Below are 21,604 nucleotides of genomic sequence, written 5' to 3'. Positions count from 1 at the left end.
CGCCGCCGGTGGTTGCGCCAGCCGAAGCGCCGGTCTGGCCGCCGAAGCGGGCTCCGCGGGGCTGATCCTGCCGGCGGTCTGACCGGTTACCTGGCTCGGCTGCAACGCGTCCGCGTCCACCACGTCCACCGCGGCCACCCGTTGACGGTGCTGCCGTGCCGCGGCGCTTGCGCTGGGCATTGGCTCCAGTGGAGGTACCGCCCCCACGCTGTGCCTCGCGGGATGCGACCAGCGACGCCCGGGTGCGGGGGTCAATCTTCTCCGCGACATCACCGATCAGCTTGCCGACCAGCGGTGAGGTGGCTTTCACGTTCTCGAAGGCGACGTCAACGCCTGCGGCGCGCATCAGCTTCTGCACCTCGGACTTCTGCTCCGGCAGGGTGATCGTGACGACGGTCCCTGACGAACCGGCGCGGGCGGTACGGCCCGAGCGGTGCAGGTATGCCTTGTGTTCGGTGGGTGGGTCCACGTGGACCACCAGTTCGACGTCGTCCACGTGCACACCGCGGGCGGCGACGTCGGTGGCGACCAGAACGCGCACGTCGCCGGAGGAGAACTCGGCGAGGTTCCGGTCACGGGCGTTCTGCGACAGGTTGCCGTGCAGATCGACGGCCGGGATGCCGGCGTCGGTCAGGGTCTTGGCCAGTTTGCGGGCGTGGTGCTTGGTACGCATGAAGAGCAGACGACGTCCGCTCCCTGAGGCGAGCTGAACGATCAGCTGCTTCTTCTGGGTCTGGTCGCCGACCAGCAGCACGTGGTGCTCCATGGTGGTCACCGAGGCCTGAGGGTCATCGACCGAGTGGGTCAAGGGGTTGGTCAGGTACCGCTGCACGAGCTTGTCCACGCCGTTGTCCAGGGTGGCCGAGAACAGCAGGCGCTGGCCTTCCTTGGGCGTGGTGTCCAGGAGCTTCTTCACGACGGGAAGGAAGCCCAGGTCAGCCATGTGGTCCGCCTCGTCCAGGACGGTGATTTCCACGGCGTCGAGGGTGATGAGCTTCTGGCGCATCAGGTCCTCAAGACGGCCGGGGCAGGCGATGACGATGTCGACGCCGGCGCGGAGCGCCTTCTCCTGGCGGGCCTGGGAGACGCCGCCGTAGATGACCGTGGTGTTCAGCCCGAGCACTGTGGCCAGCGGCTCAATGGTGGCGTTGATCTGGGTGGCGAGCTCGCGGGTCGGGGCGAGGACCAGGGCCAGGGGGCGACCGGGCTTCCGGCGGTAGGCGGCTTCCTGCTCGGCGAGCCGGGCCACCATGGGCAGCGCGAAGGCGAGGGTCTTACCGGAGCCGGTGCGGCCACGGCCAAGCACGTCGCGGCCAGCCAGGGTGTCCGGCAGGGTTTTGACCTGGATGGGGAACGGTTCGGTGATTCCCTGGGCAGTAAGGGTTTGGACCAGCGCCTTGGGCACACCGAGTGCAGCAAAAGTAGTCATGTAGGTACACGAACTTTCTTTTCATCTTCCCCACGAATCGGTTGACGCGAGGGGTTCGCCGAAGAAAAGTCAGACAGTGTCAACCGCGCTCACAATGTTGGGAGCTCAAATGCGGGACAAAAGAATGCGTTCATCGACGCAAGCTGCGATCGTTTTCCAGCACAGTTGAAGTGATCCCAACCAAGCCGACACGCAGACAAGTACCCCAACTCTATCAGCGAAAGCTGTCCTGGATTTGCGTTGGGGGCGGTTTGGCCGTGGACTGTGGGTGGAAGTGACTGACACCACAGCTATCGGGGGGCCCATGACACACTCCGCTGAGACGGTACTCGCCGAAGCTCACGGCATCCAGGACGACCTGGTGCGCCTGCGCCACCGTCTGCACCAGGAGCCGGAGATCGGCCTGCAGCTGCCCCGCACCCAGGAGAAGGTGCTCGAGGCTCTTGACGGCCTGCCCTACGAAATCACCCTGGGCCGGGACACCACCTCGGTGACCGCTGTGCTCCGTGGCCAGGGCGCCTACTCGTCAGCCGACAAGCCGGTGGTCCTCCTGCGCGGAGACATGGATGCCCTGCCCGTCCAGGAGCAGACGGGAGTGGGGTACACCTCGACTATTGACGGGGCCATGCATGCGTGCGGCCACGACCTGCACACCTCGATGCTCGCCGGTGCCGCCACCCTCCTGGCCGAGCGGCGNCGGGCTCAACTCGCCGGCGACGTCGTCCTCATGTTCCAGCCGGGAGAGGAAGGGTTCGACGGCGCAGGGGTGATGATCCGCGAGGGAGTGCTCGAGGTGGCCGGGCGGCTGCCCGACGCCGCATATGGGCTGCACGTCATGTCGGCGCTGGAATCCAATGGCCGGTTGACGACGCGCCCCGGCACGCTGATGTCGGCGTCGGATGGGCTCTCGGTGACCGTGCATGGAGCCGGCGGGCACGGCTCCGCCCCGCATCTGGCGAAGGATCCCATCACCGCCGCAGCGGAGATGGTGACCGCCCTGCAGGTGATGATTACCCGGCAGTTCAACATGTTCGATCCGGTGGTGGTGACCGTTGGGGTGCTCAGGGCCGGCACCAAACGCAATGTGATCCCCGAGTCGGCCATGTTTGAGGCGACGGTCAGGACGTTCTCGGAGGCAAACCGGGAAAAGCTGCAGCACGTGATCCCGCGGCTTCTGGCGGGCATTGCCGCCGCCCACGGGGTTGAGGTGACCGTTGACTACTCGACCGAATATCCGTTGACCGTCACCGACGACGACGAGACGGTGCGGGCGGAATCGGTCATCGCCGACCTGTTTGGCTCGGAACGGTACAGCAGAATGGCCCAGCCGCTGAGCGGATCGGAGGACTTCTCGCGGATCCTGGCAGCGGTACCGGGCAGTTTCGTCTTCCTGTCCGCGGCGACGCCCGGCTCCGACCCGCTGAAGAGTGCCTTCAACCATTCTCCGTATGCGACGTTCGACGACAATGTGCTGGGCGACGGTGCAGCCCTGTACACGCAGCTGGCGCTGGCGCGGATCGCCGAACTGGCCGCCGTCGTGAGCTGACTGGGGCCTCCGCCCGGCGCGAGGTGCGCTGCCAGTGCTCCTCGCCTAGGGTGGAAATAACGACTAGAGGAGCACTCAATGAAAAAAGTCCTACTTGTACTGACCAGCGTTTCCGAACTCGGCGACACCGGCGAGAAGACCGGCTACAACGTGGCCGAGGCTGCTCACCCATGGAAGGTTTTCAAGGATTCGGGTCACTTCGTTGACTTCGCTTCCATCAAGGGTGGCGTCCCGCCCCGCGACGAGGTCGACACATCCGACCCGATCCAGGTGGCCTTCACCGAGGACGAGACCACCAAGGCCGGCCTGTACAACACGGCACGGGTCGACGTCGTTGATCCTTCGCAGTACGACGCCGTTTACCTGGTCGGCGGGCACGGCACCATGTGGGACTTCCCGGACAGCGAGGGCCTGCAGAAGCTTGTTGCCAGCGTGTACAACGCTGGCGGAGTGGTCGGAGCCGTTTGCCACGGCCCCGCAGGCCTGCTGAACGTAGAGCTGGAGAATGGCCTGCGCCTGGTCGAAGGCAAGCGCGTTGCGGCGTTCACCAACGATGAGGAAGTCGCCGCCGACAAGGACAAGATCATTCCGTTCTTCCTGGCTGACCGCCTTGAGGAGCAGGGTGCCACCCATGTTTCGGCTGGTGTCTTCGAGGAGAAGGTCATTGTCGACGAGCGTCTGGTGACCGGCCAGAACCCGGCCTCCGCCGGCGGGGTTGCCAAGGAGATGGAGAAGCTCCTCGCGGAGGTCATCCACCAGGAGAAGGCCGAAGAGCAGGACGAGTCCGAGGCTCTGCGGGCCGAGAAAGACGCTGAGAAGGCGGCAGCGGCCGCGGCCGCCGAGTCGGACCACTAGGCTCCCTCATTTCGGGCCCCGTTTTCCTGGGGCCCCGTTATCTGGTGCCGCGTTATCTGGGACGCGCCCGCTGAGAGTGTTGGATTGACCCGCTTGTGCGGGGTCGTTCTGACACTCACTGCGGGCGCGTTTCGTTCGCTTGGATACGCTTAGAACAATGAGCACTAACCCAGCAGCCCCCACTCCACCAGCCGAGCAGCACCTGTCCCAGCCGGTTTCCTTCGTCCGGAGGGGATCGCGCCTCCAAGGCCGGCGCCGCCAGGCGTGGGCGGAACTCGACGGCTTCGTGGTCGACGTCCCACGCAGCACCATGGCCGACACTTCAGTGGATCCCGAGTACCGGTTCGACGCCGCAGCCGAGTTCGACCGTGACGCACCCCTCGTCGTCGAAGTCGGTTCAGGCCTCGGCGAAGCGATCACCCACGCCGCCGAGCTGCAGCCGGACTTCAACTTTCTGGCGCTGGAAGTCTACAAACCGGGCCTCGCCCAGACCCTGCTGCGGATCGAGCAGAAGGGGCTCACCAACGTTCGGATCGCGCAGGCCAACGCCGCCGAGGCCCTCGCCACCATGCTGCCGGAAGGATCCGTCAGCGAACTCTGGGTATTCTTCCCCGACCCCTGGCACAAAACCCGCCACCGGAAGCGCCGCCTGGTCAAAGCGGACTTCGCCGACGTCGCGGCACGAGTGCTCGCACCGGGCGGCCTCTGGCGGCTGGCAACCGATTGGTCCGACTACGCCGTGCAGATGCGCGACGTCCTGGACGCGTCAGATGATTTCACCAACGCGCACGACGGCGAACGCACCGGCGCGGACAGCCCCCTCACCCAGGTGTGGGAAAGCGGGGTGGAACTGGTGGTCGGCGGAGCCCCGGTCAGGGAAGGGAAAGACCCCGTCAGCACCGGAAACACCGGAGTCAATGAGGGAATCGACACCCGCGGCGGGTGGGCCCCCCGCTTTGACGGCCGAATCCTCACCAGCTTCGAGAACAAGGCCCACGAGGCCGGCAGGATGATCTTTGACCTGACCTATCGTCGGGTTTAGGCGAGCGATGACCCCGCCCGCGATGTGGGACGGTCATGCAAAAGGGAGCCGAGCGTATAACCGGATGCTCTGGGCCCTGTTCTTCGCCGGAGTGGCTACCTTTTCCCAGCTGTACTCGGTGCAGAGCGTGCTCACGAGCATCGCCGACGGCTTCTCCATCTCGGCGGCGCAGGCAGCTCTCACCGTGTCTGCCGCCACCATCGGCCTCGCGCTGGCGGTCATCCCCTGGTCCTGGGTAGCCGACCGGGCAGGCCGCAAACGCACCATGACCTGGGCCATCAGCGCCGCCGTCGCCTTCGGGCTGTTGGTTCCCCTGGCACCCACCTTCGAGCTGATGCTGGCGCTGCGGTTCCTGGAGGGCACAGCCCTCGGCGGCATCCCCGCCATCGCCCTGGTATACCTCAACGAGGAGGTGCAGCGGTTACACGCCGCCGTCGCCGCGGGGACGTATGTTGCGGGGACCACCATCGGTGGGCTGTCCGGGCGGCTGGTGGCGGGCCCGGTGGCCGACCTGTTCGATTGGCGCGCCGGTGTACTGGCCGCAAGCCTCATGGCAGCGCTGGCGGCCGTGGCCTTCGTGTGGCTGGCCCCCGCGCCGCGACGATTCACCCCCGTGGTCAGGGGGATCGGACCGAAGCTGTCTGAACGGATCGTCCACAACCTCAGGTCGCCGAGGCAGCTCGGCCTCTATGCCCAGGGATTTTTGCTGATGGGCGGGTTCGTCGCGGTGTACAACTACCTCGGCTTCCGGCTTGNCCCGCCATTCGGCCTCCCCGTCGCGGTGATCAGCCTGCTGTTCCTCGCCTACCTGGCCGGAACCGTCACCTCCCGGGTGGCCGGAACCCTGGCCGTCCGGTTTGGCCGGCTTCGGGTGATGCTGGCCGGGATCCCGGTGATAGTCATCGGCCTGCTGATCACGCTCACCGATTCGCTGCCCCTGATTGTCGTAGGTCTGGTGATTTTCACGGGCGGGTTCTTCACCGTTCACGCGGTGGCTGCCGGGTGGACGCCGCGACTTGCTGCGCTGGGCAGCGCCCAGGCGTCGAGCCTCTACAACTTCTTCTACTACGCCGGTTCCAGCCTGATTGGCTGGATCGGTGGATTCTTCTTCGGCGGTTTTGGCTGGGCTGGCGTTGTTCTCTTTGCCAGCGCGCTGGCGGTCGTTGCCGGCCTGCTCGCGGCGACAACCCTCCGCGGCGCGCCAAACCACTAGCCCACCAGATCACCCCGCCCCCCTCTTGCGCACAGACTGGTTTGCGTGACAAACTAGTTTGCGTAATCGGTTACGCGTAGTCCAGACCAGGGGGGAACCAAATGATTACTCAAGCACCCGACGGCGATCAGCCGCTCGATCTCCACAACGCTCTCCGCGTGGTGAAGAGCGCCGAAGACACTGCTCGTCGTGAGCTCCGCGGCAATGAAGCCCTGCTGTATCTGGTCTGGGGGCTTTCCTGGCTGCTGGGTTTCGGCACCCTGCATGGCTCCCGCTTCGGGTGGCTACCGCTCAGTCATGAGCCCGCGCTAGCCATCTTCGGCGTCTTCCTGCTAATCGCCATCGTGATCACGATTGTCACTACCGGCCGTTACAGCCGTGGGATCCGAGGGCACAGCGCGTTCCTCGGCGCCATGTACGGCGTTGCCTGGGCGCTGGGGTTCCTCGTCATGGGCACGTTGAGCGGAATCATCGCCAACGTCGTCGACGACTTCTGGGTCCGTGGCATGCTGATCAACGGCATCGCGATTCTGATTGTGGGACTTCTTTACATCACCGGCGGAACCACCTTCAACGATAAAACCCAGTCCCTCATGGGCGTCTGGTTCCTGGTCATCAACATGGTGGCGTTGCTGAGTGGGTCCGAGCACTATCTCACCGTGTTCTTCATCTTCGGTTCTGGCGGCTTCCTGGCGGGCGCCGCGGTGGAAACTGTCCGCCGTCGTCAGCAAAGGCAGCTGACCCATGCCTGAGCTGGACCCCATCATCCATGCCGAGGCCCGCCTGCGAGCCATCACCACTCTCAACGAAGTCGGCGAGCGGGACCGCATTGCCTTCACCAAGCTGCGCAAGATCCTGGACATGACAGCGGGCAATCTGTCGACCCACCTGCGCAAGCTCGAGGAGGCGGGGTATGTGGAGATCACCAAGACCATTGAGGGGCGCACTCCCGCCACCTATGTCGCTATCACCGTCAAGGGTAAGGCGGCTTTTGCCGACTACCGGAAGGCCCTGCAGGACCTCCTCGCAGGACTCTCCTGATCATTCGACAGGAGCCACAGTGACCCGCTTTTCCTGACCCGCGGGTGGAATACCAGCGGCAATACCGGTTGGGAATTGCCGGCTGGCGTGTGGCACAGGTCTCACGGTAAACGTTTTGGTCTACAGTGATCTGTACGAAGCGCATTGAGGGGAGCAACCGTGGCGTCTAGTGATGCTTTCGTCAAGCCTGTCGGAATCGAGGATGTTGCTCGAGCGGCCTCCGTGTCGATCACGACCGTCTCTCACGCCTTGAGCGGCAGGGGCAAGGTTGCTGAATCCACCCGGAAGCGCGTGCTGGAGGTCTCCCGCGAACTGGGCTATGCCCCGAACCGGATGGCCAGCGGGTTGAGGAGCAGGCGTTCACAAATCGTCGGCCTGGTATCCGACGACATTGCTACTACACCGTTTGCCACCGGTGTTGTCCTTGGCGCCCAGGATGCCGCGTCAGAGCGCGGCCAGCTTCTGGTGGTCGTGAACTCAAATCGCGATAGTGACATTGAATCAAAACAACTTGCCGCGCTCCTGGCCGCCCAGATTGACGCTGTCGTCTATGCACGAATGTTCCATGAGGATTCCAGCGAATTACCTCCGGAGCTTGATCGAATCCCGTCGGTGCTGGTGGACACTACCGACAGCCGCGGGGAGCTTCGCTCAGTGGTTCCCGATGAGGAGCAGATCGGTCGGCTGGCTACCGAAACCCTCCTGTCCGCTGGCCACACTGCCATCGCTCACCTCACGGTCACCGGGGCCGGGCGCGGCAAAACCGGGCGGGCAACGGGGTACGAGGCGGCGATGCGCGACGCCGGCCTGCAGCCCAGGGTCTTTACCGGCCAGGATACCGGCACCTCGGAATCAGGCCGTGTCGCCTTCACGCAGATGATCGAGTCGGCTTCCCAAGATGTCACCGCTGTGTTCTGTTTCAACGATCCGATGGCGATGGGCGTGTATCAGGCGGCCATGAGAATGGGTGTGAGTATCCCCGCGAATCTTTCCTTCATCTCCGTGGACAATTTCGAGCCGGTCGCCGCGGCGCTACAGCCGGGCCTGACAACTGTCGAGTTACCCCATTACGGTATGGGGAGGTGGGCAGTTGATGCGGCGCTGGCGGAGATGATATCGGAGCGACCCGCTGCCCCGTTGGAGACCCGGCTGCCGGGCAAGCTGGTGACCCGAGAGTCGATTTCAGCGCCTCGCGTCGGGGACCTATTTCCGCGCTAGCCGATACACCGTCACGTCTGCACCCACAATGGTCCATGACTTCTCCAGCGCCGCCATCGGTGCGGCGAACACGCTGGCCCGCGAACAAACTTCGACCACGGGCCCGTCGACGATGATGCGAATGTCGCCCGCCCACGGGAAGCTGTATTTCTCATTCTGCAAACAGACCGCGAGATGAGTTGAACCGCGCTCGAAGGAGAGCACCGCGGCATGGTCCTGCCTGATTTCGAAATGGTTCTCAGCCGATGCAGGCCAGAGGATGTCGTACGCCGAACCAGGTAATGTGTCCGATCGACGTCTGTCGGGGATTTGATAGTTATCAAGGTCGGGATGGGGTGTGAGCATCAACGAATCATCCTCGATCGAAATGCGATACGGAATCGAGTGAGCACCCATCCACTCCGTGCCAGCAATCTCACGGAGCCAGAACATCATGCAGGGCTTGCCCTCGGCGTCCTGGAAGGTTGTTGCCGCGTATGGCGAGGGCCCGTAGCTGAGTCGCCGCCAGGTGCGCACGGTGAAGACGCCGTCGGCGAAGTTACCGAGGGCGTAGACGACGTCGACGAGGACGTCGTCATCCCACACGGAGACGATGAGCGCATGCTGCCCATCAATTTCCACGATCTGGGGGCACTCCCACATGGCTCCGCTCCATAGCGGACGGTTTTCATTCGTCGAACGGCTGAGTACAGGGCCATCCTCGCGCCAGGTGACACCGTCAGTGGACGAATATCCCAGGGCGCCAGCCCGGCCATCCGCGAAGGCGGCACCAACAATCATGTGCCAGCCGTCAGCTGAGCGGATGAAGGACGGATCCCGGAAAGCGCTCAGACTCTCCACCACCGGCGGGGACAGCACGATGGGACCCTTTTTCCACTCAATCCAGTCATCGTCAAGGGGGGTCGCCGTCCGCACCGCACCCAGCGCCGGATGGTCACTGGTCACTGACGTATAGAAAATTGTCGGGGTTCCTGCTGCGTCGATGATGAGCGAGCCGGACCAGACACCGTCGTCTCCTTCCCCGGGCACCAGGGCAGGCTTCAGTTCCTCGAGGGAGAACAGGTCCGGGCCGCTGGCGTGGCCCCAGGAACACCCCAGCCCCCAAGCCGTTTGCCCAGGGACGTACTGGAAGAAATGGTGGTACCGGCCGTTGGCGAAGGTGATCGCATGGGGATCGTTGATCCACCCCTGCGAGGTGAAATGAAACTTTGGACGCGGCAGCGCAGGGGCAGGTTCCATGGTTCTCCAATCGTTATGTTCCTGAGACCTAAAACGTTTTGTCTTTGGGTGTGATTTTGGTTACAGTCGTTCAACACCAAACGTTTTGGTTATAGTACTCGTCATTGAAAGGACGAAGCGATGAAGCTTCCTAATAAGATCGCCGGCTCACTGACTGTCGCAATAGCGCTCGCCCTCACCGGTTGCTCCGGCGGCGGCGGCGGCGAGGATGGCGGTGGCGACGCCAAAGAAATCACGATTCTGGGCGCGTTCACCGATGTGCAGGCCGCAGCGTTCCAGGCGGATCTCGACAAATGGTCGGAAACGTCTGGCGTCAAGGTCACCTACGACGGCAACACCGACTTCCAGACGGCCGTCGTCTCGCGTGCCAGTGCCGGAAACCCACCCGATATCGCGATCTACCCCCAGCCCGGCGTCCTTAAGAGCCAGACCTCCACCCTGTACCCGCTTGAGGACCTTGGCATAGACGTCGCCGCGATTACGGCCGACCAGGCAAATGGACTGGGCACTATCGCCCAGGTTGACGGGAAAACCTACGCACTGCCCTACTCCATCAACGTCAAGTCACTTGTCTGGTACAACCCGAGTGCCTTCGAAGCGGCAGGCCTCAGCATCCCCAGCACGGATGAGGAATTGACCGAACTGCAGTCCACCATCATCGACGAGGATCTCGGTTCGCCCTGGTGCGTGGGGATGGAATCGGGTGCAGCCACCGGCTGGGTTGCAACAGACTGGCTCGAAGAGTACGTGCTGCGCTACGGCGGCCTCGAGGAGTACAACGCCTGGATTGCAGGCGACGTGACTTTCGACAGCGATCTCGTGAAGAAGGCTGGCGAAAAGGTGGCCAGCCAACTGTTGGAAGAGGGAAAGATCAACGGCGGCGGTCCCGCTGCTGCGACGACATCCTTCCAAACCGCCGGCAACCAGCTCTTCGCTGATGGCAAGGACAACGGCCAGTGCTTCATGATGCGTCAGGGTTCATTTATTTCTGACTTCTTCCCCGATGAAATCAAATCCCAGATCGAAGCGGGCGACCTGTCCAACATCGACTTCTTCCAGCTCCCCTCCCCCGAAGGCACCGATGCAGCGATGCTTGGTGGTGGAGACCTCGTCGGAGCGTTCACCGACTCAGATGAAACCAAGCAGGTCATCGAGTACCTCGTGGGCAAAGATTTCGGCACCAATGGATACGCCAGCCAGGCAATCTTCCTTTCCCCGCACAGTGACTTCGATGCCTCGAACTACACCTCGGAATTCCAGAAGAAGGCACAAGACCTCCTCGCCGAGTCGTCAGTCTTCGGCTTCGACGCCTCCGACCAGATGCCCGGAGAAGTTGGCGCAGGAACCGAATGGACGCAGCTGACCAACTGGTTCTCAGGCCAATCCTCCATGGAGGAAGCCTTCACCGCCATCGATGCCTCCTGGCCAGACCGATAACCACCTCCCAAGCGGCCGGGGGCCGATATTTGGTCCCCGGCCGCCTCGGCTCATCCTCGTAGAAACGTCAGGTGGTCCAAGCGATGCCCATCTTCAGCGCACTCATCTCCGTGGTCCTCGGACTCGGCATATCACTACTGATCTTCTGGAGCCTGAACTGGCTCGTCGAGCAGTCAAACAACAAGTGGAAGTCCCGGCTCCTGCCGTACGTCTTCCTAGCCCCCGTCTTCGTGCTGGTGGCAATATTCCTCCTCTACCCGGCTCTGCGCACCATCGTGCAGAGCTTCACCCAAACCAGCCTGAGGCGTGGTGAGGGCGACACTTTCGTAGGTTTCCAGAACTACCAGGAGCTGCTGACCGACCCAGGGTTTCTCGGTGTTCTGCTCAACAACCTGCTGTGGGTCCTCGTTGTCCCTGCAGCTACGGTTGTGATCGGTCTTGCCGTTGCGATCCTCACGGACAAGTTGGGGAAACGCCGGGAGACCACCTTCAAGGCAATGATCTTTGTGCCCATGGCCATCAGCGGCGTCGCAGCCGCGGTCACCTGGAGGTTCATCTACTTCTACGCCCCTCCCGGCAATCCGCAAATCTATCTGCTTAACTCGATCTGGACGGGCCTCACCAATCAGGATCCGGTGCCTTGGCTGACCCTGGACGCGGGTCGTCTCAACAGTTTCCTGATCATGTGCATCGCTATCTGGCTTTATGCCGGCTTTGCCATGGTGCTTCTCTCAGCTGCCATCAAGGCCGTTCCTGAAGAAACCATCGAAGCAGCCCGGTTGGACGGGGCCAGCGAACGACGCGCCTTTTTCCTCGTCATTGTCCCGCAGATTCGCGGCACGATCCTGGCGGTCTTCGTCACCGTTGTCATCTTCGTCATGAAGATCTTCGACATCATCTATGCAATGACCGGAGGCCAGTACAACACCAGCGTGCTTGCCGTGGACTTCTACTCGCAGCTCTTCAGCTTCCAGAATCCCGGCAAGGCTGCCGCTGTGGTCATCCTCCTGATGATCGCTGTGGTCCCCCTCATCGTTTATCAGATCCGCAGCTATAAGGCGCAGGAGGAACTCCGATGACTCTCATCCCTACCCCGGTCGTCGACGAAACCAAAGGCCGAACAACCGTCGATGTCCACCGGAAGAAGCGGCGCCTCAATGCAGCAGGCGAAGCGCAGAAGCCCCACATCATCACCACCCTGATCATGGGGGCCATCGCCCTGATCTGGCTTTTCCCCTTGCTCGGACTGCTCATCACGAGTTTCCGCACCAAAGCCGGGGTCGACGCGACCGGATGGTGGACTGTCTTCGTCGATCCTTTCGGCCAGGGGTGGACGGGACAGAACTTCGTTGATGCGTGGGCCGCTCTCGATGTTGGAACCACGTTCTGGAACTCAGTGGCCGTTACCGTTCCTGCCACCGTGCTACCGGTCATGATCGCGGCGATGGCGGCCTACGCCTTCACCTTCTTTCAGTTCCGCGGTAAGGAAATCTACTTCGGCATCGTGCTGGGGCTGATGGTCGTTCCGGTTCAGCTGGCCATCATCCCCGTCCTCCAGCTGTTCGTCCGGTTCGGCGAAATTACCGGGATCCAGATCATCGGTCAGTACCCGGCAGCGTGGATCGTGCACGCAACGTTCGCGATGCCGCTGGCGATCTACATGCTCCGAAACTACATGCAGACCCTGCCCAACTCACTCATCGAAGCAGCCAAAATCGATGGGGCCAGTCACTTCCAGATTTTTTGGAAACTGGTTGTCCCGATGTCCGTTCCAGCCCTGGCATCATTCGCAATCTTCCAGTTCCTCTGGGTTTGGAACGACTTCCTCGTCGCCTACATCTTCATCCAAAGCGGAGATAACGCCGTGATGACACAGGGGCTGTACACACTCCTGGGTCAATACGGGCAGGGCTGGCAGCGCGTCGCGGCAGGTTCCTTCATCACCCTCGTCGTGCCTCTGCTCATCTTCTTCGGACTGCAACGGTTCTTCGTCCGCGGACTGACGGCCGGGTCCGTGAAGTAAATCCTCGCGGGTGCAGCGCGTGGGCCAGGTTTGACCAGCCGCAGGCACTCAACGCAGCAACCGCAGCGCAGTTGACGCAGAAAAGTCTGGCCGCATCGAGGAGTGTGCGGCCAGACTTTCGTCATCCGAGGACCTACCCCGGGCGAGTCGCTGTATTATTTTCTGGTCGCCTGTACATCCGCGCGCATCCTCATCAGGTGCCACCGAGTAATAAGGAGAACTGTGCCGACCACCGCTTCAGGTCTGCCTGATGACCATTTCCAAAAACAGTTGCTGTCCGCGCGGCGGCCTGCGACGTCGGATGCCGACTGGCAGTCCTTTGAGGCGCGGTTCGACCGGGAATTCTCCCGATTGCGATCGCTGTTTCACCGCATCTACGGGCCGGAGGCGGACGCCGAACTGCTGCAGGTGGTACTCGACGCCGCCGCGTCGTGGCAGGACCGCCCAGCGGATCTGAAGGGCATCGACGCCTCCCGCGCCATGACCCCGGACTGGTTCCAGTCCCACCGGATGCTCGGTGGTGTTTGTTACGTGGACCTCTACGCGGGGAACCTCGCCGGCCTGCGCGAGCGGATCCCCTACTTCCGGGAACTCGGCTTGACCTACCTGCACCTGATGCCACTGTTCGCGGCACCGGCAGAGAACTCGGACGGAGGGTATGCGGTCTCCAGCTACCGCGACGTCGATCCGGCGCTGGGCACCATGGACGATCTGGCGGCCCTCGCCCGGGAACTGCGCGACAGCGGCATCGCCCTCGTGGTCGACTTCATCTTCAACCACACCTCGAGCGAGCACACCTGGGCCCGCAAAGCCATCGCCGGGGACCCGGAGTACAGAGACTTCTATCTGATCTACCCTGACCGGGAGATGCCCGACGCCTATGAGCGGACCGTCCGCGAGATCTTTCCCGATGACCACCCAGGGTCGTTCGTCCAACTCGAGGACGGACGATGGATTTGGGCTTCCTTTCACTCCTTCCAATGGGACCTCAACTACCGCAACCCACGCGTCTTCCGGGCGATGGCCGGGGAGATGCTGTACCTCGCCAATCAGGGCGTGGACATCATCCGGATGGACGCCGTTGCCTTCATCTGGAAGCAGCTTGGCACCACCTGCGAGAGCCTGCCCGAGGCGCACCTGCTGCTGCAGGCCTTCAACGCGGTTTGCCGACTCGGCGCGCCATCCCTCCTGTTCAAATCCGAGGCGATAGTGCACCCCGACGAGGTGGTGCAGTACATCGACCCGGGCGAGTGCCAGCTCAGCTATAACCCGTTGCAGATGGCCCTCATTTGGAACTCGCTCGCCACCCGGGAGGTCTCCCTGCTCGCCCAGGCCCTCGAACGCCGGCACAGCATCCCGGCGGGCACAGTGTGGGTCAACTATGTGCGCAGCCACGACGACATCGGCTGGACCTTCTCCGACGAAGAGGCCGCCGAGCTCGGCGTCAATGGGCATGACCACCGCCGGTTCCTCAACGCGTTCTACGTCAACCGGTTCCCCGATAGCTTCGCCCGCGGAGTCCCTTTCCAAGACAACCCACGTACCGGGGACTGCCGCATCTCCGGCACCGCGGCATCCCTCGCCGGGTTGGAAGCAGACGACGACGCCGCCGCTGTTGCACGTATCCTGCTCATCCACTCGATCATCCTCAGCACCGGCGGTATCCCGCTGCTCTATCTGGGCGACGAAGTCGGTCAGCTCAACGACTACTCCTACCTCGCGGATCCGGCCAAGGCCGGCGACAGCCGCTGGGTGGGCCGACCCGCCTACCCCGCAGACCGCTACGCGACCCGAACAGACCCCGGCACGGACGCCGGGGCGATTTACACGCGGCTGAGACACCTCATCAAGGTGCGGAAGCAGACACCAGAATTCGGCGGCGGACAACTCGTCCCGTTCAACACCAATAACCCGCATGTCCTCGGCTACCAGCGCCCCGGCCTGCTCGACGGTGAACCCTCGACCGTCGTCGTCTTCGGTAACTTCGCCGACACCCCGCAAAAGATCACCGCTGACACCCTCTCGGGTCTTCCCGACACCGCGCTGGAACTCATCACCGGCGAACGCTGCCGCCTGCACGCACCCCTGACCCTGGAACCCCACGGCGTGCGCTGGTATCGAACCCCATGATCCCTTTTCTGAAAGAATGTGCAATGCCTATCCACTTATCAGCGGCGGACACCAGCGTAGTAATCGACGCCTCCGGACCCGGCGTCCCGACCATCCTGCACTGGGGGCCGTCCCTGGGAGCCTTGAACGAGCAGCGGCTCTCAGCACTTGCGGCATCTCTGGTGCCGCAACGCGTCTCCGGGGGCCTCGATGTCCCAGCCCAGCTGTCGGTCATTCCGCAGGAAGCGTTTGGCTGGCAAGGCACGCCAGGTTTCACCGGCCACCGGCAGGGGGCGAATATCTTTCCCGCGTTCCGCCACGTTTCGCTCGAGCAGACAGAGGTTGCTGGCGGGCAGGAGGTGGTGTTCACCGCTGACGATGAGGTTGCCCGCCTTCGCGCTACCGGGTCGATCAGCCTCACCGCCGGCGGTGTTCTGCGTCAACAGCTGTCGGTGACGAACACTGGTGACTCCGACTACGAGGTACGGTCGCTGCTGGCATCCGTGCCGTTGCCCGATTCAGCGGTCGAGGTGCTGGATACGACGGGGCGGCATCTGCGCGAACGGAGCCCCCAGCGCCACCTGCTTACCCAGGGAAGCTATCGCAGGGAAAGCCGGCGCGGTCGACCCGGCGCTGACGCCAGCCTCGTGCTGGTCGCTGGCACCCAGTCCTTCGGATTCGAGACAGGTCTGGTGCACGCCATACATCTGGCCTGGAGCGGGAATCATCAGCTCAGCGCCGAGAAGACTCCGACGGGCCAGGCATTCCTCAGCGCCGGGGAACTGCTGCTCCCGGAAGAGATCGTCCTCGCGCCAGGCGAGACGTACACAGCCCCGCTGATGATGGCGTCCTGGGGGCACGGCCTCAACCAACTGTCCGCCCGCTTCCATGACGAGGTCCGTTCCCGCCCCGCTCACCCCTCGTCCCGCCGCCCCGTCACGCTTAACACCTGGGAGGCCGTGTACTTCAACCACGACCTCAACCGCCTTACCCGCCTTGCCGACAAGGCAGCCGCCCTGGGCGTGGAACGGTTCGTCCTGGATGACGGCTGGTTCGATGGCCGCCGCGATGACACCTCCAGCCTGGGCGACTGGTTTGTTGACCCCGAGGTCTGGCCCGACGGTCTCACCCCGCTCATCGATCACGTCCGGGGCCTCGGCATGGAATTCGGCCTTTGGTTCGAACCAGAGATGATCAACCTCGACTCCAAGCTCGCTGTGAACCACCCCGACTGGATCATCCAGGCCGAGGGGAGGCTTCCGGTCCCGGGCCGCCAGCAGCAGGTCCTGAACCTCGCGAACCCGGCCGCCTACGACTACATCCTGGAATGCATTGACACGATCCTGAGTTCCCACGACATTTCCTACCTCAAGTGGGACCACAACCGGGACCTGCTCGACGCCGCAGACGCTTCCACCGGTCACGCGGTCGTCCATCAGAACGTCGCTGCCGTGTACCGGTTGATGCGCACGCTCAAGGACCGCCACCCTGGGCTGGAGATCGAGAGCTGTGCCTCCGGCGGAGCCCGCGTGGACCTCGGAATTCTCGACCAAACCGACCGGATCTGGACCAGCGACTGCATCGATCCCCTCGAGCGGCTGACCATCCAGAAGTACACCGGACTTCTGGTACCTCCCGAACTCATGGGAATGCACATCAGCGGTCCGACCTCCCACTCCACCGGTCGAACCCATACCCTGCCCTTCCGGGCAGCGACAGCGATCTTCGGTCATTACGGCATCGAATGGGATATCTCCACACTCACCGCGACGGAGACAGCACACCTCAGGGGGTGGATCGACCTCCACGTCCGGTGGCGGGACATCCTCCACACCGGCATCGTCGTTCACGCGGACCTGCCGGATCCGGCGATGGACCTGCGCGGAACGGTCGCCTCCGACCAGTCCGCGGCCCTGTTCGCCTACTCGCTCACCGCCTCCAGCGCGTCCTACCCGCCGGGGAAACTCACCTTCCCCGGCCTTGACCCGGACCGCTCCTACACGCTGCGGCTCGCCAGCCCATACACGTCCCTTCCGGGCAACGGCCAGTCACCCCTGGCCTGGGCCGAAGCAGCTCTGACCGGCACGCCACTGGAGTTGACCGGGACCAGCCTCGCCCATGTCGGCATCCAGGCACCCGTCCTGTTCCCCGAGCAGTCCATCCTGATCGAACTTCATGCGACCGGAAGCCTTGGCGCAGCTGACTGAACCAGGCGGGCGCTTCACCCCAGGCTTCACCCCAGGGAAAGCCTGGGGTGACAGTCAAGCGATACGGGCAGCTCCTGCGCCGGGCAGGACGCTGAAGATGACCGGCGCCCGGAAACGGGCAGCGGAGAAGGCATCCTCGACGGCCGCCCGGATGGTGGGTACATCGTCGACGGCTACAAGCGCGATGGCCGCGCCGCCGAAGCCGCCGCCGGTCATCCGGGCGCCCAGTGCGCCGGCGTCGAGGGCCGCGTCAACGGCCGTGTCCAGTTCGGCACAGGAAATCTCGAAGTCGTCCCGCATCGATGCGTGACTGGCCACCAGCAGCGGGCCGAGCGCAGCGGGTCCCTCGCGGGTGAGGAGCCGGACGGCGTCCTGAACCCGCGCGTTTTCCGTCACGACGTGGCGCACCCGGCGGAACGTCTCCTCGTCGAGGACACCGGCAGCTTCGGCCAGGTCTTTGACTGATAGATCCCGGAGGGCGGGAACGCCCATCAGCTTGGCGCCGAGTTCGCAGGAGCGGCGACGCGCCGCGTACCCGCCNCCGGTGGAATGCGAGTGGCTGACGCGGGTGTCGATCACCAGCAGTTCCAGCCCGGCGGCCTCGAGGTCGAGGGGGACCAGCTGGGACTCCCCGGAGCGGCAATCAAGGAAGACGGCGTACCCGGCCTCGCCCAGCAATGACGCCGACTGGTCCATGATGCCGGTCGGCGCTCCCACCATCCGGTTCTCCGCCAGTTGCCCAATAGCAGCAAGCTCCTGGTGGGATGCCCCCGCCTGAGCGAGCTCGTTTGCCGCGACGGCGACGGAACACTCCAGTGCGGCGGAGGAGGAGAGCCCGGCTCCCACGGGGACGGAGGAGTCGACCAGGAGGTCCATGCCGGGGCAGCGGTAGCCCGACTGTTCGAAGGCCCACAGGACACCGAGCGGATACGCAGCCCAGCCCTCGACACCGCCTTCGGCCAAGTCGTCGAGGTCGGCCGTGACGGCGTCGTCGTCGTGGGCGAAGGTGGACGCGACCCGCACCCACCGGTCCCCGCGGACAGCGGCCGCCACCGTCGTCGAGTGCCGGATGGCGAAGGGCAGGACGAAACCCTCGTTGTAGTCGGTGTGTTCACCGATGACGTTGACGCGTCCCGGCGCTGACCACAGACCATCGGGTTCAGTGCCGAACCGGTCGGCAAAGGCCGCCGCGAGGTCGTGCGGGGTGGAGGTCATGCGTGGTCCTTCCGGGCTGAAACGGCAGCAGCGTTAGTGGCGGGCGTGGCGCGGCGGAGTGCCTCCGCGACGGTTTCCGGGGTGGTGTCGTTGATGAAGGCGCCCATCGCGGCCTCGGAGCCAGCGAGGAACTTCAACTTGTCGGCGGCCCGCCGGGGCGAGGTCAGCTGGAGGTGCAGGTAGCTCGCGGGCCGTAGCCCGTCATCGATCGGTGCCTGCTGCCATGCCGCGATGTACGGCGTGGGGGTGGGGTAGAGGGCGTCGAGCCTGCCAAGGAGCTCCAGGTAGACGGTGGTGAGTTCGTTCCGCTCCTCATCGGTCAGGCCCGCCAGATCGGCGACCTGCCGGTGGGGTACCAGGTGTACCTCGAGGGGCCACCGTGCCGCGAAGGGCACGAAGGCGCTGAAGTGTTTTCCCTCGAGGACCATGCGGTCCCCGGCGCTCCGCTCGGCGGCCAGGGCATGGCCCATGAGGGTCTGCCGCCCGCCCGAGGCTTCGAAGAACGCCGCTGCCCGCGCCGCGAGGGTCGCGGCCCGGGGCGGGATGAACGGGTAGGCGTAGATCTGGCCGTGCGGATGCAACAGTGTCACGCCGATATCGGCGCCGCGGTTCTCGAAGCAGAAGACCTGTTTGATTCCGGGCATCGCGGACAGCGCCTCGGTGCGGTGCGCCCAGGCGTCGATGACCGTCCTGGCGCGCTCGGGGCTGAGTGAGCCGAAGGATCCTTCGTGCGCGGAGTCAAACGCCACGACCTCGCACCGTCCTGACGCTGTCGCCGTCGTGCCCCAGCCCGGCGTCTCCGGAAGCCCGCCGAGATCGGGGCCAAACGAGGAAAAGCGGTTCTCGAACACGACGACCTCGTAATCAGAGGCTGGAATCTCCGAGCGGTTCGCCGGCGTCGTCGGGCACAGCGGGCACTGATCTGCGGGCGGCAAATGCGTGCGCGACTGGCGGTGGGCGGCGACGGCGACCCACTCGCCCGACAGCGCGTCGAAGCGCGCGGTACCGGCGGCTCCGCGGGGTGGCAGCCCACGCGTGTCGCGGGTAGCTGCTGCGTCACGGTGTCGCGCAGCGCTGTCCTCGTGCGCGTCGAAGTAGATCAGTTCGCGCCCGTCGGACAGGCGGGTAGGGGTGATGGAGGTCATGGGCGCTCTTCCAGATGAGGATCGAACAGGTGGGGGTCGGGAACGGGTTCGCGGAGGATGCGGGTGAGGGCCCCGTACTCGCTGTCGGGTTGCCGGTCCGTGACCAGGGCCGCAGCCGTGCCCAGCGGAGCGACTCCGGCGAGGCTCACGACGCCGATTTTCGTGGCGTCGGCGAGCACGACGAGTCTGCCGCAGGTGCGCGCGAACGCCTTGTTCGTGTCCGCCTCGGCGAGGTTCGGGGTGGTGATACCCGCGGCTGCGTCCACACCGTGCGCTCCCATGAAGCACAGGTCTGCGCGCAGGGAGGCGATCGTGTTCGTGGCGAGGGGTCCCACGAGCGCCTTCGACGGAGTGAGCTGACCCCCCGAAAGCAGTACCCGCGGTGCACCGTCGCCTGAGGTTGCGCCATGCAAGCGGTGCAGTTCGTCCGCCAGGGGAAGGGAGTTCGTGATGACGGTAAGTCCAGGCACACGGAACAGGAGTGGGGCCAGGGCGAAGGTCGTGGTGCCGCCCGTGATGGAGACGGTCATGCCGGGTGCAAGGAGGGAAACCGCAATGGCCGCGATCTGCTGCTTCGCTTCCTTCCCACGCATCCTGTTGGCGTCGAACCCCGGCTCCACCGCACTGATCGTGCCGGGACGCACGGCACCGCCATGCACGCGCACGAGCGCCCCGCGCGTTTCGAGGACATCGATGTCCCGGCGGATTGTCATCTCCGAAACGCCGAGGGCCAGCGCGAGTTTGCTGACCCGCACCGCAGGCCGGCGGGTGAGCCTGTCGAGGATGGCGGCATGGCGCTCGGCTGCAAACATGATCCTCCTACCGGCTGTGTGGGCGCGTTGGCACTGCGTATCAGCGGATCACGACACTGCGAGAAGCGAACGGGTTCGCGCGGAAACGAACAAAATCTATCATGATGAACACGGGAAGGGAATAGGCGCTTTTCACTATCCGCTGGTGAGAGTCTCTGTGCCTCTCGGTCCCGACCTCGCTTGACCCCGGGATCGGCGGCGATGCCTTCCCGTGGAGCGGTTAGCTGAAGGCGGCCGCTGGCAGGTCCTTCTCGCCGTTCACGATGGCCGCCACGATCCGTTCCGCGACGGCTTCCGGGTCCTTCCCTTGCGGAAGGCGAGGCGCGGATCCTGCTATCGCGCGGTTCACCAAGCCCGTCTCGGTGTGCGGCGGCCGAACATCGATTACCCGGATGCCCTGCCGCCGGGTTTCCAGCGTCAACGCTTTACCGAACGCGCTGAGCGCAGCCTTGCTGGCTGAATAGGCTGCCATGCCGGCGGTGGGGCTCTCGGCCACGACGGCGCTGACCTGAATCACCACTGAGTCCTTGTGCAGCTGCGGCAACACCGCCCGGATGAGCCGGATGTACGCCATCAGGTTCACCAGAAGGAGCTCGTCCAGGGTTTCATCGTCGAGCTCCGCGGCTGGGCCGAAGGCCACCACACCGGCGGCGTAGACCAAACCGTCAAGATCCTCGCAAGCGTCCGCGATTTCAGCTGGCGCGCCGGGATGCGTGAGATCGGCTGGGATGGTTCCGGCTACCGAGGTCCCGAGTTCTTCGGCCAGGCTGTCGAGCTTCTCAGTGGACCGTCCGGAAAGGGTCACCCGCGCCCCGGCTGCTACGAGTTGCCGCGCCACGGCGGCGCCGAGCACCCCAGTTGCGCCGATGACCAGGAAATGGTTGCCACTGATTGTTGTCATGCCGCCGAGTCTACCCACGACGCCCGGGTTGGGCCCTAGTCGCGGGGGTGGTGGTTCTTCAGACGGTCCAGTTCCCGTTCGGTGGCCGAGCTGGCTTCGAGTTCCTCGAAGGCTTCTTCCACCCGCCGCGAGTTGGGGTCCGTCCAGGACAGCTCGTCGTGGGCGGCGGCCC

18 protein-coding genes are annotated in these 21,604 nt (G+C 64.3%); 12 read left to right on the top strand and 6 right to left on the bottom strand.

Annotated features, from left to right (window positions below; translation table 11 throughout):
• A partial coding sequence (locus K728_RS0115150; RefSeq protein ID WP_024477201.1) for a DEAD/DEAH box helicase occupies nt 1–1,429 on the bottom strand: 1,429 nt, incomplete at its 3' end.
• Nucleotides 1,430–1,733: 304 nt separating this feature from the next.
• Between K728_RS0115150 and K728_RS0115145 the strand changes: the two genes are divergently transcribed.
• From K728_RS0115145 to K728_RS0115115, 7 genes are all read left to right on the top strand, one after another.
• Nucleotides 1,734–2,975 carry a M20 metallopeptidase family protein gene (locus K728_RS0115145; RefSeq protein ID WP_024477200.1) on the top strand — a complete coding sequence of 414 codons (1,242 nt, stop codon included), beginning with the start codon at nt 1,734–1,736 and terminating at the stop codon, nt 2,973–2,975.
• Between the two features lie 78 nt (nt 2,976–3,053).
• On the top strand, nt 3,054–3,830 hold the full coding sequence (locus tag K728_RS0115140; protein ID WP_019482191.1) for a type 1 glutamine amidotransferase domain-containing protein: 777 nt from the start codon (nt 3,054–3,056) through the stop codon (nt 3,828–3,830).
• 157 nt (nt 3,831–3,987) lie between these two features.
• The gene (gene trmB, locus K728_RS0115135; RefSeq protein WP_019482192.1) at nt 3,988–4,872 is read left to right on the top strand and encodes a tRNA (guanosine(46)-N7)-methyltransferase TrmB; all 885 of its coding nucleotides are present in this window, start codon (nt 3,988–3,990) and stop codon (nt 4,870–4,872) included.
• Between the two features lie 7 nt (nt 4,873–4,879).
• Nucleotides 4,880–6,085, top strand: coding sequence for an MFS transporter (locus K728_RS0115130; protein ID WP_024477199.1), 1,206 nt, complete (start codon nt 4,880–4,882; stop codon nt 6,083–6,085).
• Between the two features lie 101 nt (nt 6,086–6,186).
• Nucleotides 6,187–6,837, top strand: a complete 651-nt coding sequence (locus tag K728_RS0115125; RefSeq protein ID WP_019482194.1) for a hypothetical protein — start codon at nt 6,187–6,189, stop codon at nt 6,835–6,837.
• Nucleotides 6,830–7,126, top strand: coding sequence for a transcriptional regulator (locus tag K728_RS0115120; RefSeq protein ID WP_019482195.1), 297 nt, complete (start codon nt 6,830–6,832; stop codon nt 7,124–7,126). Before K728_RS0115125 ends, K728_RS0115120 begins: the two co-directional genes overlap by 8 nt.
• A gap of 159 nt (nt 7,127–7,285) precedes the next feature.
• Nucleotides 7,286–8,344, top strand: coding sequence for a LacI family DNA-binding transcriptional regulator (locus tag K728_RS0115115; protein WP_024477198.1), 1,059 nt, complete (start codon nt 7,286–7,288; stop codon nt 8,342–8,344).
• Here the strand turns inward: K728_RS0115115 and K728_RS0115110 are convergent.
• Nucleotides 8,330–9,583, bottom strand: coding sequence for a glycoside hydrolase family 32 protein (locus K728_RS0115110; protein WP_024477197.1), 1,254 nt, complete (start codon nt 9,581–9,583; stop codon nt 8,330–8,332). The two genes, K728_RS0115115 and K728_RS0115110, sit on opposite strands and share 15 nt — an antisense overlap.
• 120 nt (nt 9,584–9,703) lie before the next feature.
• Between K728_RS0115110 and K728_RS0115105 the strand changes: the two genes are divergently transcribed.
• The 5 genes from K728_RS0115105 (at nt 9,704) to K728_RS0115085 (ending at nt 17,359) form a co-directional block, all read left to right on the top strand.
• Entirely contained in the window at nt 9,704–11,020 is a 1,317-nt protein-coding gene (locus K728_RS0115105; protein ID WP_019482198.1) for an ABC transporter substrate-binding protein, read from the top strand.
• Nucleotides 11,021–11,103: 83 nt separating this feature from the next.
• Nucleotides 11,104–12,099, top strand: a complete 996-nt coding sequence (locus K728_RS0115100; RefSeq protein WP_156808985.1) for a carbohydrate ABC transporter permease — start codon at nt 11,104–11,106, stop codon at nt 12,097–12,099.
• The gene (locus tag K728_RS0115095; RefSeq protein ID WP_019482200.1) at nt 12,096–13,043 is read left to right on the top strand and encodes a carbohydrate ABC transporter permease; all 948 of its coding nucleotides are present in this window, start codon (nt 12,096–12,098) and stop codon (nt 13,041–13,043) included. The genes K728_RS0115100 and K728_RS0115095 overlap by 4 nt, the downstream gene beginning before the upstream one ends.
• 222 nt (nt 13,044–13,265) lie before the next feature.
• Nucleotides 13,266–15,173 carry an amylosucrase gene (locus tag K728_RS0115090; RefSeq protein ID WP_024477196.1) on the top strand — a complete coding sequence of 636 codons (1,908 nt, stop codon included), beginning with the start codon at nt 13,266–13,268 and terminating at the stop codon, nt 15,171–15,173.
• Between the two features lie 23 nt (nt 15,174–15,196).
• Nucleotides 15,197–17,359 (top strand): alpha-galactosidase, encoded by a 2,163-nt coding sequence (locus K728_RS0115085; protein WP_024477195.1) that lies wholly within the window; start codon nt 15,197–15,199, stop codon nt 17,357–17,359.
• Between the two features lie 54 nt (nt 17,360–17,413).
• Here the strand turns inward: K728_RS0115085 and galK are convergent, their stop codons facing one another.
• The 4 genes from galK to K728_RS0115065 form a co-directional block, all read right to left on the bottom strand.
• Complete coding sequence (galK, locus tag K728_RS0115080; RefSeq protein ID WP_024477194.1) at nt 17,414–18,574, bottom strand: galactokinase; 1,161 nt, start codon at nt 18,572–18,574, stop codon at nt 17,414–17,416.
• A complete protein-coding gene (galT, locus tag K728_RS0115075; RefSeq protein WP_024477193.1) occupies nt 18,571–19,719 on the bottom strand; it encodes a galactose-1-phosphate uridylyltransferase in 1,149 nt (382 codons plus the stop codon). The genes galK and galT overlap by 4 nt, the downstream gene beginning before the upstream one ends.
• Complete coding sequence (locus K728_RS0115070; RefSeq protein WP_024477192.1) at nt 19,716–20,531, bottom strand: DeoR/GlpR family DNA-binding transcription regulator; 816 nt, start codon at nt 20,529–20,531, stop codon at nt 19,716–19,718. The genes galT and K728_RS0115070 overlap by 4 nt, the downstream gene beginning before the upstream one ends.
• A gap of 220 nt (nt 20,532–20,751) precedes the next feature.
• Nucleotides 20,752–21,432, bottom strand: coding sequence for an SDR family NAD(P)-dependent oxidoreductase (locus K728_RS0115065; protein WP_019482205.1), 681 nt, complete (start codon nt 21,430–21,432; stop codon nt 20,752–20,754).
• Nucleotides 21,433–21,604 lie beyond the last annotated feature (172 nt).

Source organism: Arthrobacter sp. CAL618 (assembly GCF_000468215.1).
Classification (GTDB): Bacteria; Actinomycetota; Actinomycetes; order Actinomycetales; family Micrococcaceae; genus Arthrobacter_D.
The sequence above is the reverse complement of the archived record's forward strand: the minus strand, read 5'-3'. Positions and strand labels throughout refer to the sequence as shown.

Coding starts and splice junctions, on each gene's coding strand:
- galT (WP_024477193.1), bottom strand. CDS start 19,719: ATGACCTCCATCACCCCTACCCGCCTGTCCGACGGGCGCGAACTGATC.
- K728_RS0115140 (WP_019482191.1), top strand. CDS start 3,054: ATGAAAAAAGTCCTACTTGTACTGACCAGCGTTTCCGAACTCGGCGAC.
- K728_RS0115095 (WP_019482200.1), top strand. CDS start 12,096: ATGACTCTCATCCCTACCCCGGTCGTCGACGAAACCAAAGGCCGAACA.
- K728_RS0115120 (WP_019482195.1), top strand. CDS start 6,830: ATGCCTGAGCTGGACCCCATCATCCATGCCGAGGCCCGCCTGCGAGCC.
- trmB (WP_019482192.1), top strand. CDS start 3,988: ATGAGCACTAACCCAGCAGCCCCCACTCCACCAGCCGAGCAGCACCTG.
- K728_RS0115110 (WP_024477197.1), bottom strand. CDS start 9,583: ATGGAACCTGCCCCTGCGCTGCCGCGTCCAAAGTTTCATTTCACCTCG.
- K728_RS0115125 (WP_019482194.1), top strand. CDS start 6,187: ATGATTACTCAAGCACCCGACGGCGATCAGCCGCTCGATCTCCACAAC.
- K728_RS0115100 (WP_156808985.1), top strand. CDS start 11,104: ATGCCCATCTTCAGCGCACTCATCTCCGTGGTCCTCGGACTCGGCATA.
- K728_RS0115105 (WP_019482198.1), top strand. CDS start 9,704: ATGAAGCTTCCTAATAAGATCGCCGGCTCACTGACTGTCGCAATAGCG.
- K728_RS0115070 (WP_024477192.1), bottom strand. CDS start 20,531: ATGTTTGCAGCCGAGCGCCATGCCGCCATCCTCGACAGGCTCACCCGC.
- K728_RS0115085 (WP_024477195.1), top strand. CDS start 15,197: ATGCCTATCCACTTATCAGCGGCGGACACCAGCGTAGTAATCGACGCC.
- K728_RS0115065 (WP_019482205.1), bottom strand. CDS start 21,432: ATGACAACAATCAGTGGCAACCATTTCCTGGTCATCGGCGCAACTGGG.